14 protein-coding genes are annotated in these 13,879 nt (G+C 65.5%); 7 read left to right on the top strand and 7 right to left on the bottom strand.

What is annotated here, in order from left to right:
* Positions 1 to 53: 53 nt before the first annotated feature.
* The 3 genes from QTI04_RS29740 to QTI04_RS29730 all read left to right on the top strand — a co-directional run bounded on the left by QTI04_RS29740 (position 54) and on the right by QTI04_RS29730 (position 2,555).
* Entirely contained in the window at positions 54 to 392 is a 339-nt protein-coding gene (locus QTI04_RS29740) for a hypothetical protein (protein ID WP_286618814.1), read from the top strand.
* An 8-nt stretch (positions 393 to 400) separates the two neighbouring features.
* Positions 401 to 1,726, top strand: a complete 1,326-nt coding sequence (locus QTI04_RS29735; RefSeq protein WP_286618813.1) for a ferric reductase-like transmembrane domain-containing protein — start codon at positions 401 to 403, stop codon at positions 1,724 to 1,726.
* A 622-nt stretch (positions 1,727 to 2,348) separates the two neighbouring features.
* Positions 2,349 to 2,555 carry a hypothetical protein gene (locus tag QTI04_RS29730; RefSeq protein ID WP_286618812.1) on the top strand — a complete coding sequence of 69 codons (207 nt, stop codon included), beginning with the start codon at positions 2,349 to 2,351 and terminating at the stop codon, positions 2,553 to 2,555.
* 381 nt (positions 2,556 to 2,936) lie between these two features.
* Here the strand turns inward: QTI04_RS29730 and QTI04_RS29725 are convergent, their stop codons facing one another.
* The 3 genes from QTI04_RS29725 to QTI04_RS29715 form a co-directional block, all read right to left on the bottom strand.
* The gene (locus tag QTI04_RS29725) at positions 2,937 to 3,605 is read right to left on the bottom strand and encodes a glutathione S-transferase family protein (RefSeq protein WP_286603742.1); all 669 of its coding nucleotides are present in this window, start codon (positions 3,603 to 3,605) and stop codon (positions 2,937 to 2,939) included.
* Between the two features lie 187 nt (positions 3,606 to 3,792).
* Positions 3,793 to 4,155 (bottom strand): SPW repeat protein, encoded by a 363-nt coding sequence (locus QTI04_RS29720; RefSeq protein WP_286603743.1) that lies wholly within the window; start codon positions 4,153 to 4,155, stop codon positions 3,793 to 3,795.
* Positions 4,156 to 4,222: 67 nt separating this feature from the next.
* Positions 4,223 to 4,738, bottom strand: a complete 516-nt coding sequence (locus QTI04_RS29715) for a DUF3016 domain-containing protein (protein WP_286618811.1) — start codon at positions 4,736 to 4,738, stop codon at positions 4,223 to 4,225.
* A 246-nt stretch (positions 4,739 to 4,984) separates the two neighbouring features.
* Between QTI04_RS29715 and QTI04_RS29710 the strand changes: the two genes are divergently transcribed.
* Positions 4,985 to 5,806 carry a class I SAM-dependent methyltransferase gene (locus QTI04_RS29710; protein WP_286618810.1) on the top strand — a complete coding sequence of 274 codons (822 nt, stop codon included), beginning with the start codon at positions 4,985 to 4,987 and terminating at the stop codon, positions 5,804 to 5,806.
* Here the strand turns inward: QTI04_RS29710 and QTI04_RS29705 are convergent.
* Genes QTI04_RS29705 through QTI04_RS29690 form a run of 4 tightly spaced genes read right to left on the bottom strand, consistent with a single transcriptional unit; the run spans position 5,796 to position 10,039 of the window.
* Positions 5,796 to 6,674: a carbohydrate ABC transporter permease gene (locus QTI04_RS29705; RefSeq protein WP_286603746.1), complete on the bottom strand. Its 879-nt coding sequence runs from the start codon at positions 6,672 to 6,674 to the stop codon at positions 5,796 to 5,798. The genes QTI04_RS29710 and QTI04_RS29705 overlap by 11 nt on opposite strands.
* A complete protein-coding gene (locus tag QTI04_RS29700) occupies positions 6,671 to 7,582 on the bottom strand; it encodes a carbohydrate ABC transporter permease (RefSeq protein WP_286603747.1) in 912 nt (303 codons plus the stop codon). Before QTI04_RS29700 ends, QTI04_RS29705 begins: the two co-directional genes overlap by 4 nt.
* Positions 7,583 to 7,601: 19 nt before the next feature.
* A complete protein-coding gene (locus tag QTI04_RS29695; protein WP_286603748.1) occupies positions 7,602 to 8,930 on the bottom strand; it encodes an ABC transporter substrate-binding protein in 1,329 nt (442 codons plus the stop codon).
* A 35-nt stretch (positions 8,931 to 8,965) separates the two neighbouring features.
* Positions 8,966 to 10,039 (bottom strand): ABC transporter ATP-binding protein, encoded by a 1,074-nt coding sequence (locus QTI04_RS29690; RefSeq protein WP_286603750.1) that lies wholly within the window; start codon positions 10,037 to 10,039, stop codon positions 8,966 to 8,968.
* Positions 10,040 to 10,168: 129 nt separating this feature from the next.
* Here QTI04_RS29690 and QTI04_RS29685 point away from each other — a divergent pair, with 129 nt between their 5' ends.
* Genes QTI04_RS29685 through QTI04_RS29675 form a run of 3 tightly spaced genes read left to right on the top strand, consistent with a single transcriptional unit; the run spans position 10,169 to position 13,870 of the window.
* Positions 10,169 to 11,011, top strand: coding sequence for a FadR/GntR family transcriptional regulator (locus tag QTI04_RS29685; protein ID WP_286618809.1), 843 nt, complete (start codon positions 10,169 to 10,171; stop codon positions 11,009 to 11,011).
* A gap of 10 nt (positions 11,012 to 11,021) precedes the next feature.
* Complete coding sequence (gene denD / locus QTI04_RS29680) at positions 11,022 to 12,038, top strand: D-erythronate dehydrogenase (protein ID WP_286618808.1); 1,017 nt, start codon at positions 11,022 to 11,024, stop codon at positions 12,036 to 12,038.
* Positions 12,038 to 13,870 carry an IlvD/Edd family dehydratase gene (locus QTI04_RS29675; protein WP_286618807.1) on the top strand — a complete coding sequence of 611 codons (1,833 nt, stop codon included), beginning with the start codon at positions 12,038 to 12,040 and terminating at the stop codon, positions 13,868 to 13,870. The genes denD and QTI04_RS29675 overlap by 1 nt, the downstream gene beginning before the upstream one ends.
* Positions 13,871 to 13,879 lie beyond the last annotated feature (9 nt).

Here is a 13,879-nt window from a genome sequence, read left to right as displayed (position 1 = left end):
CCGGACCGCCCCAAGCAAGCTCGCACTGCAGTGCGGAGCACGGAGGTTGTCCAATGAGCGCCATTTGGGTACCACCGCGGCGTCTCTGGTGGCTCACGGCCGGCTTCGTCGTCTGGTGCATCGCGCTCGTGGTGCTCTACGCGCTGCACGCCATCGGCTGCGCCTTCGGCTGGCCAGCCGGCGCGCTGCGCTGGAGTCTCGTCATCGTGTTCCTCGCGCACCTCGCCGTGATCGGATGGATGTGGAGCAAGTTCGCCAAGGGATCGCCCGACCCCGCCACGGGCAAGACCGGCAGCTTCCTGCACGACGCCATCGTCTGGGCGACCATTGCCGCCTTCGCCAGTGGGGTGCTCGCCCTCGGGCCCCCGCTGCTGCTCACCACATGCATTTGAGGTGACCCATGCCTTTTCGCGATCTCGTGCGCAAAGCCGTGTGGTCCGTGATCTATCTGCTATTCATCCTGGCTCCGCTGCTCGCGCTGCTCACGGGGGCTCTGCCACCGAGCCGCAATTTCTGGACGGAGTTCTCGGTCGCGCTCGGCTACTCGGGGTTGGCGATGATGGGCCTGCAGTTCGGCCTGACGGCGCGCTTCCGCCACGTCACCGATCCGTGGGGCGAGGACGTCATCTACCACTTCCATCGCCGCATCTCGCTGATCGCGGTCGGGTTGGTGGTGGTGCATCCGCTCATCCTGATTGCGGCCGGATCCGAGAAGCTCGCACCGCCCGAATCGCTCCGGGACGTGCCACTTGGCGCGGTCTTCGCGGTGATCTCCATCGGCTCTCTGATCACGCTGGTGATCATGGCCCTGTGGCGCACCCGTCTGAAGATCAGCTACGAGTTGTGGCACATCGCCCACATCGTGCTCGCAGTGGTCGCTGTCGGCGGCGGGCTGGTCCACATGGTCGGATGGGGCTTCTACCTTGCGGATCCGTGGAAGCGCGCCTTGTGGATCGGCATGACGATCTTCTGGATCGGCCTGCTGCTCTATGTGCGCCTCGTCAAGCCGCTCTTCATGTTGCGCCGGCCGTACCGCGTGGCGGAGGTGCGCCAGGAACGCGGCGACACCACGACGCTGGTGATGCGGCCCGAAGGCCATCCAGGCTTCCGCTTCAGGCCCGGCCAGTTCGGCTGGCTGACGCTGTGGGGAAGCCCGTTCAAGATCACCGGGCACCCGTTCTCGTTCTCGTCGAGCGCGGAGGCCGACGATGGCCGCGTCGAGATGACGATCCGCAACCTCGGCGACTTCACGAGCGCGATCGCCAAGGTGCCGGTCGGCCAGCGCGTGTACCTCGACGGGCCCTACGGCGCCTTCACCATCGGCAATCCGGCGGACATGCACGTGCTGATCGCGGGCGGCATCGGCATCACGCCGATGGTGAGCATGATCCGCACGCTGGCCGACCGCGGCGACAAGCGACCGTTGATCCTGCTCTACGGCAGCAAGGATTGGGAGTCCGTGACCTTTCGCGAGGAACTGGAGGCGCTGCAGAAGCGCATCGACCTCACGGTGGTGCATGTGCTCTCGCTGCCTCCGGAGGGCTGGGTCGGAGAGAGCGGCTACATCAACGCCGAGATTTTCAGGCGCCACCTCCCGCCGGGCTATGCCGACCACGAGTACTTCATCTGCGGCCCGAACGTGATGATGGATGCCATCGAAGCGGCGCTCGGCGAGATGAAGGTGCCCCTCTCCAAATACCACTCGGAGCGCTACAGCTTCGTCTAGGAGGTTCCGATGCGCCGCTTGTTCGCCGACCGGCTGGCCCTCGCCACAGGCATCGTCGTGGTGTTCGTCTCGATCGCGTTCGCGTTCTGGCGATCGAGCGGATCGTAGTTATCGCGTCCCCGCCCCGCGCGTCGAATAGTTCACCAGAGGGCCCGGGCCGACGGCAATCGGCGGGCCCGGATCATTGCTCGGCAAAGAGGAGGCCTGGGGAGGTGCGCGCACGGGCTCGTACCTCGGTCCAGGTCCGGGAACGATCGGCGGCCCCGGATCCGGGACTGCCTGCCTGGGCAGCGCCGGACTGCTGCCAGCGGCAACCGGTGCGCCGGGCGGCAAACGCGAATAGTCGTACAACGGGCCAGGACCGGCGGCGATCGGCGGACCGGGGTCAGGCTCCCCGCTACGACGCTCGAGCGGTGGTGCCACTGCGCTGATGGGTGGGTCGTCGTCGCGATCCCGGCGGGCTCTGCCCGCATAGGAGCTTCCCTTCGAAGTACGCGCAGTGGGGCGAGCCTCGGTCCTGACGCTCGGCGTGATGGCAACAGGCTGTTCGGCAGGCGGTGAGGACGATTCAGAAGAGCCGCCTGCGGCGCCGCGCCCCGGAAGCAAGGCATGGAGGGGCGACGTGGACTCGTCGGGCCGGATTGCCGCCGGTGCCGTGCCGTCGGCAACTGGGGGCGCCGGCGCTGCAGGTGCCGACGAACTCGGCAACATGTTCATGACCGGAGCCAGCAAGCCCATGATCTCCGCTTTCAGTGGCGGCGCACCAGGCCTGTTCGTGACGTACAGGCACCACAACGTGAAGCCGACGATCATGGCGATGCCCCAGTAACCCGCTTTCAGCCAGAAGGCTGCCGTCTCCGCAGGCAACACCGGCACGGCCGCGTTGCCTCCCGCCGACGCGCCGGAAGCCGGGCGATGCGACATCACAGGGTCGAGCGCGGACGGCCCGGACGGCTCGAAGCCGGGCAAGGGACGCGCGCATCCGGTGCAGAACTTGGCTTTCGCCCGGTTGGGGCTTCCGCAGGCGCTACAAACGACCGACTCCGACATTGACATCAACCCCCTGAAAGACAGCGAAACTCTCTTTTTGCACGACTGCCGCGCGCTGTATGTCAGCAACTTCCTACGCTGCGCGTCCGGCGGCTATTGGTTTACCGATGCCGGTAGCGAGAGACAGCGAAAGCAGGCCATTGCACGAGGTCCAGCAAGTTCAAGGCCCGTCCTTCTCCCAGCCGGCCGTGAACGGGTAGCGCGCCTCCCACGATTCCACGAGGCGTGGCTCCGCATCGACTCGCCTGACGACCTCCGCCATTCGCGGGGCCTCCCGGTAGAAGCGCAGGCGGCGAGGCTGCCAGCGCGAGACCACCGTCACATACAAGTCCAGCACGCTGAGGCGATCGCCCAGCAGGTAGCGCGGCCCGTGAGGCATCTGCGCGTCCATGATCCGCCAGCACTGCGCGATACGTTCTGCACTCCGCTCCGCAACGACGGCCTCTGCATCCGGCGAGTCGGCGAGCCGGGACGGATCGTCCCGCACCCAGTACATCGCGTAAATGGCCCCGGAGACGAATGCCATCCATCGCAGATACTGCGCGCGCGATGGGTCGTCGGGACGAGGCGCCAGGGCGGCCTCGGGGTATCGGTCGCCAAGCCAAATCAGGATCGCCGCGCTCTCGGTCATGATTTCCCCCGAAGGCAGAACCAGCACCGGGACCTGCCGCATCGGATTGACCGGGTCCAGCTTCTCGCGCTCCGAGTCGCCCTCCCAAGGGGCCACGTCCACCAGCTTCACGGGCACGCCGATCAAGCTCAATGCGGCGTACACAGGCGTTGCGCCGGAGCCCGGGGCGCCGTAGAGGGTGAACGCGGAAGTGGTCATGATGAACCCTAACCTACCCCTGCACGCTCAGACCCTTTGTAGGATTTGGGCGCGGCCGCAGGCTCGACGGCGCGTCCCCGATGGCCTCATCGCGCTGGTCATCAATTGCGGCCGGCGTGCGATGCACGCGTCGCTCGGCCGGGGGGCGACGCCGGCGGGCTGGCCGGCGAAGCTGCCCGTCGCAGGCTCAGTGGACTGGCCGTTGCCAGCTGCTGCTGTAGTCCTTGTCGGTGTACAGCGTCCAGAGCGCCAGCGCAGCGATCACGATGCCGCTGAATACCGCGGCCAGCATCGCCACTTGCAGCGCGCTGAAACCGAGAACCCAGGGAGAGATAACCAGCCACACGCCCAGCGCGCATTCGGTCCATTCCTCCCAGGCGCGCGGCACGATCATCGCGCCCAGCGCGGCCGCAATGAGCGCCACGCCCACCAACACGGCGTTGGCCGTGGGCGCCACCACGTCCTGAAAGCCCAGCGCCCAGGGCGATAGAACAACCCATACCCCCAGCAGGGCATTGACCACATCCTGCCAATGCTTCAGTCGCTTCATGACACACCTCCTGCCGCCGGACAGACCGCGGAGCGCGCCAAGCGGCAATTGGTTGGATTACGCAGGATCAGCCGTGTTCCGCCGGCTTGACGATTCGCCGGTCGAACCAGTCGTCCAGCATCGCCTTCTCGTAGCGCAGGCGGTCGCCGACCGGATAGCGGTTGACGGTCATCAGATAGATCAGGTCGGACACTCGCTCCTCCGCGCTCGACAGCAGTTGGTCGCCGCGCGTCAGCGTGTAGCGCAGTTGGATGCGCGGCCAAGTAACTTCGCGCAGGATGCGGATATCGGGGTACGTGCGATACCGGAAAGGCTCGAACCAGCCGGCAAGGTCGATGTCGAGCACCTCGATACGCAGCGAATCGCCCGGCGGGAGACCGCGATCGGCGAGCTGCCTCAGGTGGCGCTCGATATCGCGCAGCACCGGTGCGCGCTCCTGCTCGCCGCCATACGGGCGCGAGTAGATGGCATCCCTGAAGGTTTCCGGATGCACGAAGACGACGGACAGATCCGCCGAATGTGCAGCGACGCTGGCGCACGTGGCAAGCATCGCGACGGCCGCGAAACTGAAGGGGCTGGACATGGCGCCCTCCTTCTTGAAGTTCAGCCTTCCTCTGACAGGTCGCAAGCGCAAGGGTTCCGTACAAACGCGCAGACAGTGCGAAACAAAGTAAACGACACCGTCCACACTTTGGAGGATGACGTCCTCATCCCCGGGCTTCCCAATAGGCTGGACATCATCACCGGCCGAGCCACCAACACGCGGCGCAATGCGTGGCCACCGGCGAACGGAGACACACAGACCCCACCCTCTGAAAGGGAACGCGCCTTGGATTCAACCGACGTAGCCAGACATTGGGAAGCCAACGCCGAAGCCTGGACCCGGCAGGCCCGCAGCGGCTTCGACATCTTTCGCGATGCGGTCAACACGCCCGCCTTCATGGCCCAGTTGCCGGCCATCCAGGGGCGGGAAGGCCTGGACGTCGGATGCGGCGAAGGCTCCAATACACGGCAACTCGCGCGGCGCGGCGCAAAGATGATGGCGGTCGACATCGCCCCGACCTTCGTCCGGCATGCGCAGGAGACTGAGTGCAAGGATCCGCTGGGCATCGAATTCCGCGTCGGCGACGGCATGGCGCTGCCCTTCGTTGAAGAGTCCTTCGATTTCGTCACGGCCTTCATGTCGCTGATGGACATGCCCGACCCTCAGCGCGCCTTGCGGGAAGCGAACCGGGTGCTGCGGTCCGGCGGTTTTCTCCAGTTTTCCATTCTTCATCCCTGTTTTGTGCCGCCGCATCGCAAGGTGCTGCGCCGGCGCAATGGCAAGACGCGCGCCATCGAGATCGGCGACTACTTCGCAACGACGACGGGAAGAGTGGACACCTGGTGGTTCTCGATGCTGTCCAGGAAGCAGCGGCAGAAGGTCGCGCCGTTCCAGACGCCCATCTTCCATCGGACGCTCAGTCAGTGGATCGACCTTGTCGTCGGCGCCGGTTTCGCGATCGAGAAACTGGGCGAGCCGACGGCCGGGACGGCACCGGGTCGTCGCGAGGCCGTGCTGGAAGACACCGAGGTGGCGCCCCTGTCGCTCATCGTGCTCGCGACGAAGCGCAGGGCTGTGTCCGGCCCTTCCCCTGCCCCTACTCCTTGACGGAGCCCGTCAGGCCCGAGACGTAGTACTCGACGAAGAACGAGTAGATGAAGGCCACCGGCAACGACCCCAGCAGCGCGCCGGCCATCAGCGGGCCCCACTGGTAGACGTCGCCCTGCACCAGTTCGGTCACCACGCCCACGGGCAGCGTCTTGATCTCGGACGACGAGACGAAGGTCAGTGCGTAGATGAATTCATTCCACGACAGCGTGAAGGCGAAGATGCCGGCCGAGATCAGCCCCGGCACTGCGAGCGGCAGCACGATCTTCACGAGAATCTGCCAGCGGCTGGCACCGTCGATCAGCGCGCACTCCTCCAGCTCGGCCGGTATCGAGCGGAAGTAGCCCATCAGCAGCCAGGTGCAGAAGGGAATCAGGAAGGTCGGATAGGTCAGGATCAGCGCCAGGCGCGTGTCGAAGAGGCCGAGGTTGAAGACTACGTTCGCCAACGGAATGAACAGGATCGACGGCGGCACCAGATAGGCCAGGAAGATCGCGAGCCCGGTCTGGCGCGAGCCCCTGAAGCGCAGCCGCTCGATGGCATAGGCAGCGAACACCGACGCCGCCAGCGAGAAGAAGGTGGAGACCACGGAGACCAGCACGGTGTTCCAGAGCCATTCCGGATAGGCAGTGTCGAACAGCAGTTTGTGGAAGTGCGCGAGCGTCGGCCCGATCACCCAGAAGGGATTGCCTTCGCGCGACAGCAGTTCGGCTTCGGGCTTCACCGAGGTGATCGCCATCCAGTAGAACGGGAACAGCAGCACGATGAGAAACACGAGCAGCGGCAGGTACACCGTGATCGCCTTGCGCGGCACGGTCTCCAGATAGCTCATGCCGACAACGTCGATTTGGCCGGGCTTCGTGCTCATTTGTCAGATCCCCCCTGTTGCCACGCCCGCCGCTGGAGGCCAAAGAAGCTGAACATGATGCAGGCCAGCAGGAAAGGCACCATCGCAATCGCGATGGCCGCGCCTTCGCCCAGGGCACCGCCCGAGATGGCGCGCTGGAAGGAAAGCGTCGCCATCAAGTGCGTCGCATTGAGCGGCCCGCCGCGCGTGATGACGTAGATCAACTGGAAGTCGGTGAAGGTGAACAGCACCGAAAAAGTCATCACCACCGCGATGATCGGCGTGAGCAGCGGCATGGTCACGTGGCGGAACTGCTGCCACGGCGTCGCGCCATCGATGGCCGATGCTTCGTAGTACGACGGCGAGATGGTCTGCAGGCCCGCGAGCAAGGTGATGGCGACGAAGGGCACGCCGCGCCACACGTTGGCGGCGATGACAGCGAAGCGCGCATTCCACGGATCGCCGAGAAAGTCGATGTACTTGTCGATCAACCCCATCCTCATCAGCGCCCAGCTGATGATCGAGAACTGGGAGTCGTAGATCCACCAGAACGCGATCGCCGACAGCGCGGTGGGCACGATGTAGGGCAGAAGGATGACGGCGCGGAAGAAGGTCTTGAAGCGGATGTTCTTGTTCAGCAGCACCGCCAGCCACAAGCCGAGGAAGAACTTGAACACGCTCGCCACTGCCGTGTAGAAGAGCGTATTGAACAAGGCCAGCCGCGTGACGGCGTCGTTCCAGAGGAACTGGTAGTTCTCCAGCCCGATCCACTCGCCCGGCCGGCCGACCTTGGCGTCGGTGAAGCCCAGCCAGGTGCCGAGCCCGAGCGGATAGGTGAGAAACAGCAGCAACAGCACCGCCGCCGGCAACATGAACATGAAGCCGAGGGCGTTGCGGCTGTTCTGGAGCTTGGCCAGTCGCGTGGTCATCGAGTCCCGTCGGAAGGCTTCAAACCTTGTAGTAACGCTCGGCGCGTTTTTGAGCGCGCTCCGCCGCTTCCTTGGGCGTCTTGGAGCCGCTCGCTGCCTCGGCCACCATGTTGGGAATGATGAAGTCGGCTGCAGCGCCGGCCGATGCGTAGCCCAGCTTGCCCTCGTAGCCTGCCGGACGCAGGTTCTTGACCGAGTCACGGTAGGGCGTGTTCTTCGGATCCGACGTCCAGATCGGGTTCGCCTCGTAGGCGCGCAGCGGCTGCGCGACATAGCCGCCGCCGCCCTTGAGCCAGTCGTCGAACTGCGGGCGCTCCATCATGAAGCGCAGGAACTCCTTGGAGGCCTGCGGGTACTTGGTGTACTTCATGATCATCTGGTTGAAGAACAGATGCGACTCGGTCGGCACGCCCACCGGCCCGACGGGGAACACGGCGTGGTTGATGTCGGCGGCCATCTCCTTGACCTTCGGATCGGACGAGTTCTTGGCGGTGTAGTAGATCGAGATGCCGTTGTTGGTGACGCCGATCTGCCCGTCGAGGAAGGCCTTGTTGTTGTTCGGGTCCAGCCACGACAGCGTGCCGGGGATGAAGTTGGCATAGAGCTCCTTGGCGTATTCCAGTGCCTTGAGCGTCTCGGGGCTGTCGATCACCACCTTGTTGTTCTTGTCGACCAGCTTGCCGCCGAAGGACCAGATGAGCCAGTTGGTCCACACGCTGTCACCGGTCGCGTTGCCGAGCGCCATGCCGCCGGGGGTGCCCTTGTCCTTCATCGCCTTGTAGAGCTTGAGAAAGTCGTCGGTGTTCGTCGGAAACTTGTCGAAGCCTGCCGCCTTGACCATGCTCTCGCGATAGACGATCAGCGAGCCGGATGCGCCCAGCGCCAGGCCGATCCACTTCTTGCCGTCCGGCCGCATGAACATCTCGGCAGCCGGATACCAGCCGCCGTATTTCTTGCCGAGGTATTCGGCGAGGTCTGTGACGTCGAGCAGCTTGTCCGGATACAGGTTCGCGTCGTCGTTGGTGGACAGGATGATGTCCGGGCCGGCACCGGTATTCGCTGCGACGGCCGCCTTCGGCCGCACGTCTTCCCAGCCTTCGTTGTCGACGCGCACCTCGACGCCGGTGGTCTCGGTGAACCTCTTGACGTTCGCCATGTAGGCGTCGATGTCGCCCTGCACGAAGCGGCTCCAGCGCAGCACGCGCAGCTTGGCGCCCTTCTCGGGCTTGAAAGTCAGCGTCTGGGCATTCGCCAGCGGCGAGAAGATCGCGGTGCCGACGCCGAGCGAGGCAGCGGCGGCAATCCCGGCCGAACTTTTCAGAATCTTGCGGCGATTGAAGTCACTCATTCATGTCTCCTGTTGTTGAACGGCCAGAAAGAAACTCAAGCCACCAGCCGCTGGCCGGTGCCTGCGTCGAAAAGGTGCGCTCGCTGAAGGTCGGGCTGCAGGCGAATCGTGCTGCCCGGTGCGAAGTCGTAGCGCTCGCGGAAGACCGCCGAGATCTCGGCGCCTTCGTGACGGCATGCGACGAAGGTGTCCATGCCGGTCGGTTCCAGCACGACCACTCTTGCGGGTATGCCGCCGTTGTCCGATAGGCTCAGGTGCTCGGGGCGGGTGCCATAGACGACGGGCTGGCCGTCGACGCCACCCGCAAGCAATGGAGCATCGAGGTGCGTGCCGTCCGCCAGTTCGACCTTCGCCGCGCCGGCACTGCGCCGCAGCGTGCCCGGCAGGAAGTTCATGGCCGGCGAGCCGATGAAGCCGGCGACGAACTGGTTGGACGGATGGTCGTACAGCTCGAGCGGGCTGCCCGTCTGCTCGATGCGGCCGTCGCGCATCACCACGATCTTGTCGCCCATGGTCATGGCCTCGATCTGGTCGTGCGTGACGTAGATCGACGTGGTCTTCAGGCGCTGGTGTAGTTCCTTGATCTCGCTGCGCATCGCCACGCGCAGCTTGGCGTCGAGGTTGGACAACGGTTCGTCGAATAGGAAGACCTGTGGGTCGCGCACGATGGCCCGGCCCATCGCCACCCGCTGCCGCTGGCCACCCGAGAGCTGGCGCGGATAGCGCTCCAGCAGCGGCGTGAGCGCGAGGATCTCCGCCGCGCGGCCCACTTTGGCCTCAATGGTTGGCTTGTCGGTCTTTGCCAGCGCCAGTGCGAAGGCCATGTTGTCGCGCACCGTCATGTGCGGATAGAGCGCGTAGTTCTGGAACACCATCGCGATGTCCCGCTCCTTCGGCGGCAGGTCGTTGACGCGCTTGTCGCCGATGCGGATTTCGCCGCCGTTGATCTCCTCCAGTCCGGCGATCATGCGCAGCAGCGTCGACTTGCCGCAACCCGACGGGCCCACCAGCACGGTAAAGGAGCCGTCCTTGATGTCGATGTCCACCCCGTGGAGGATGGGCACATCACCGAAGTTCTTCTTGACTGCCTGGATCGTGACACTGGCCATGCACTGAAGTCCTGAAAGTTCGCGGGTCGACGCAACGACACGGAAGGCTCCACGTCGCAACCGCGGAGTATTGGCATTGCGACAAACCCGCGCATCAGGGCAAACCGGTACGCATTAACCCCCGTAAATTTGTATGATGACCTGATAACCGAGCTCACTTCCTCCACCGCCGTCCGGACTTCGGCCCCATCCCAGCCCCTGCAGTTGATCGTCGATCGGCTGTCGGATCGGTTGGCGGCGCTGTTGAGCGCTCAGATCGAGTCCGGTACCCTGCAGCCCGGCGATCGGCTGCCGACCGAGCAGCAACTGGCCTCGGCGCACGGCGTCTCGCGCACGGTGGTCCGCGAGGCCGTGCATCAACTCAAGTCCAAGGGAATGGTGCAGTCGCGCCAGGGCTCGGGCGTCTACGTGGCGCCGCGGCCGGTCAACCTGCCCCTGGCCTTCGACCCGACCGTGCTGACCTCCGTGCAGGCCGTCGTCCACGTGGTCGAGGTGCGGCGCGTGCTCGAAGGCGAGATCGCCGCGCTGGCCGCCGAGCGGGCCACCCGCGCGCAGATCGCGGCATTGCGCCGGGCGCTCAAGGCCATCGACGAGGCCGTGGCGGACGGCCGCGACGGAGTGGCCGAGGACCTGGCCTTCCACCGCGTGATTGGCGAATCGACCGGCAACCCGCAGTTCCGGCTGCTGCTCGGCTTCCTGGAGCAATACCTGCGCGAAGGCATGCGCATCACGCGCGGCAATGAAGCCCGGCGCATCGACTTCATGACTGCGGTGCAGGGCGAGCACCGCGCCATCTTCGAGGCCATTGCCGCGCACGACCCCGTCGCGGCGCGACTTCGTGCAAACGAACATCTGATCCGCGGAGAGCAGCGGCTTGTCGAAGGCGGCATCATCGATGGCCGCCGTCGGCAGGCAGCGGCCAGGGCCGTGCGCGCTGCGGTCTCTTCCACCCCACGACCTCGCAAGCAATGAAGGAGACTCCATGAAACTCATGATCACCGGGGGCGGCGGATTCGTCGGCGCGCGCCTCGCACGCGCGCTGCTGAAGCGCGGCATCTTGGCGGGCGAGCGCATCGATCGCCTCGTCCTGACCGATATCGCCCCACCGCCGGCCGACCTGCTCGCCGATGCGCGCGTCGAAGCGCGCACCGGACCCCTGCTGGCGCAGACCGACGCGCTGCGCGAAGAGCCCTTCGATGGCGTTTTCCACCTGGCGTCTGCCGTCTCCGGCGAATGCGAGCTCGATTTCGACCTGGGCCTGCGCTCGAATCTCGACAGCACGCGTGCGCTGCTCGATGCCATCCGGGCGCACGTCAATGCCGGCGGCAAGATGCCGCGCGTGGTGTTCTCCAGTTCGGTCGCGGTGTTCGGGCCCGACCCGGCCGTGCCGCTGCCGAAGATCGTGGCCGACGACACCCTGCCCGCGCCGCAGACGTCCTACGGCACGCAGAAGCTGATCTGCGAGCACCTCATTGCCGACTACACGCGCAAGGGCTACGTCGACGGCCGCGCCGCGCGGCTCATGACCGTGACCGTGCGCCCCGGCAGGCCGAACGGCGCAGCGTCGTCCTTCTTCAGCGGCATCATCCGCGAGCCCTTGGCGGGCGTGGACTCGATCTGCCCCGTTTCACCCGACGTGTCGCATCCGGTGTCGTCGCCGTCGCGCACGGTCGATGGATTGATCGCCGTCTACGAAGCCAGCCGCGATGCTTTCTGCGGCCGCACCGCGCTCAATCTGCCGGCGCTCAACGTGCGTGTCAGCGACATGCTCGATGCACTCGAAAAGGTGGCGGGCCCGGCCGTACGCGCCCGCGTTCGCTTCGAGCGCGACGAGCGCATCGCCGGCATCGTGGCCAACTGGCCGAGTGGCGCGTCGGCCGCACGCGCCGCGCGGCTCGGGCTGCATCCGCATGACAACTTCGCCGACATCGTCCAGCAGTACATCGACGACTGCGCGGCCCTGCCAAATGCTAGCGAGACCCTGAAGGGAATGTCCTGATGAAACCCACAAGCAAGAAGACAAAGAACAAGGCCAAGAACTCACCCAAGGGCGCGCTGGCATTGCGCTCCCAAGCCTGGTTCGACAATCCGGCCAACGCCGACATGACCGCGCTCTACCTGGAGCGCACGATGAACTTCGGCCTCGGCTTCGACGAGTTGCAGTCGGGCCGGCCGATCATCGGCATCGCGCAGACCGGTTCGGACATCGCACCCTGCAATCGCCATCATCTGGTGCTGGCCGAGCGCACGCGCGAGGGCATTCGGGATGCGGGCGGGATCGCCTTCGAGTTTCCGATCCATCCCATCCAGGAAACCTGCAAGCGCCCCACTGCCGCGCTCGACCGCAACCTGCAATACCTGTCGCTGGTCGAAGTGCTGTACGGCTATCCGATCGACGGCGTGGTGCTGACAACCGGTTGCGACAAGACCACGCCGGCCCAACTCATGGCCGCCGCGACGGTGGACATTCCGGCGATCGCGCTCAACTCGGGGCCGATGCTCAACGGCTGGTACGAGGGCGAACGCACTGGCTCGGGCACCATCGTCTGGCGCGCGCGCGAGATGATGGCGGCGGGGAAGATCGGCTATCAGGAATTCCTGAAGCTGGTCGCATCGTCCGCACCGTCCACCGGGCACTGCAACACCATGGGTACGGCGTCGACGATGAACTCCCTCGCCGAGGCGCTGGGCATGACGCTGCCGGGCAGCGCCGCCATTCCGGCGCCCTACCGCGACCGCCAGGAAATGGCCTACCTGACCGGCAAGCGCATCGTCGAGATGGTGCGCGAGAACCTGAAGCCTTCGGACATCCTCACGCGCGCCGCCTTCGAGAACGCGATCGTCGTGAACTCCGCGCTCGGCGGCTCGACCAACGCGCCGGTGCACCTGATCGCCATCGCGCGCCACATCGGCGTCGAGCTGACGGCGGACGACTGGGAGAAGCACGGCTACAAGATCCCGCTGATTGTCAATCTGCAGCCGGCGGGCGAGTACCTCGGCGAAGACTACTACCGTGCGGGCGGTGTGCCCGCAGTGGTCGCCGAGCTGATCGCGCAGGGCAAGATCAAGCCAGCCCTCACCGCCAACGGCAAGACGCTCGTCGAGAACTGCGAAGGCCAGTTCACCAGCGACCGCAAGGTGATCTTTCCGTACGCGAAGCCGATGAAGAAGAACGCCGGCTTCCTCAACCTCAAGGGCAACCTGTTCGACTCCGCGATCATGAAGACCAGCGTGATCACGCCGGAGTTCCATTCGCGCTACCTCGAGGACCCGAAGGACCCGATGGCCTTCGAGGGCACGGCCATCGTGTTCGACGGGCCGGAGGACTATCACCGACGCATCGACGACCCGAAGATGAAGATCGACCCGAAGAGCGTGCTCTTCATGCGTGGTGTCGGGCCCGTCGGCTATCCGGGCGCGGCCGAGGTGGTCAACATGCGCGCGCCGTCGTACCTCCTCAAGAAGGGCATCACGGCCCTGCCCTGCATCGGCGACGGCCGGCAATCGGGCACCTCGGGCTCGCCGTCGATCCTCAATGCCTCACCCGAAGCGGCGACCGGCGGCGGACTGGCGCTGGTGCAAACGGGCGATCGCGTACGCATCGACCTGAAGAAGCGCACGGCGAACATGCTGGTGTCCGATGAGGAACTGGCCAAGCGCCGCGCCAGGCTGGAGGCTGCGGGCGGCTATCCGTACCCGGCGAGCCAGACGCCGTGGCAGGAAATCCAGCGCGGCATCGTCGATGAGCTGTCCGAAGGAATGGTCCTGAAGCCTGCGGTGAAGTACCAGAAGATTCACGCGACCTTCGGGATTCCGCGGGACAACCACTAGGTCCGCGCG

The sequence above is a fragment of the Variovorax sp. J22R115 genome (assembly GCF_030317005.1).
Lineage (GTDB): Bacteria > Pseudomonadota > Gammaproteobacteria > Burkholderiales > Burkholderiaceae_C > Variovorax.
Note: the sequence above shows the minus strand (reverse complement) of the source record. Positions and strands in the feature narration are given on the sequence as shown.

Excerpts from the sequence above, each read along its gene's own strand:
- QTI04_RS29740 (WP_286618814.1), top strand. The coding sequence starts at position 54 with ATGAGCGCCATTTGGGTACCACCGCGGCGTCTCTGGTGGCTCACGGCC.
- QTI04_RS29695 (WP_286603748.1), bottom strand. The coding sequence starts at position 8,930 with ATGAGTGACTTCAATCGCCGCAAGATTCTGAAAAGTTCGGCCGGGATT.
- denD (WP_286618808.1), top strand. The coding sequence starts at position 11,022 with ATGAAACTCATGATCACCGGGGGCGGCGGATTCGTCGGCGCGCGCCTC.
- QTI04_RS29690 (WP_286603750.1), bottom strand. The coding sequence starts at position 10,039 with ATGGCCAGTGTCACGATCCAGGCAGTCAAGAAGAACTTCGGTGATGTG.
- QTI04_RS29675 (WP_286618807.1), top strand. The coding sequence starts at position 12,038 with ATGAAACCCACAAGCAAGAAGACAAAGAACAAGGCCAAGAACTCACCC.
- QTI04_RS29705 (WP_286603746.1), bottom strand. The coding sequence starts at position 6,674 with ATGAGCACGAAGCCCGGCCAAATCGACGTTGTCGGCATGAGCTATCTG.
- QTI04_RS29715 (WP_286618811.1), bottom strand. The coding sequence starts at position 4,738 with ATGTCCAGCCCCTTCAGTTTCGCGGCCGTCGCGATGCTTGCCACGTGC.
- QTI04_RS29720 (WP_286603743.1), bottom strand. The coding sequence starts at position 4,155 with ATGAAGCGACTGAAGCATTGGCAGGATGTGGTCAATGCCCTGCTGGGG.
- QTI04_RS29725 (WP_286603742.1), bottom strand. The coding sequence starts at position 3,605 with ATGACCACTTCCGCGTTCACCCTCTACGGCGCCCCGGGCTCCGGCGCA.
- QTI04_RS29735 (WP_286618813.1), top strand. The coding sequence starts at position 401 with ATGCCTTTTCGCGATCTCGTGCGCAAAGCCGTGTGGTCCGTGATCTAT.
- QTI04_RS29700 (WP_286603747.1), bottom strand. The coding sequence starts at position 7,582 with ATGACCACGCGACTGGCCAAGCTCCAGAACAGCCGCAACGCCCTCGGC.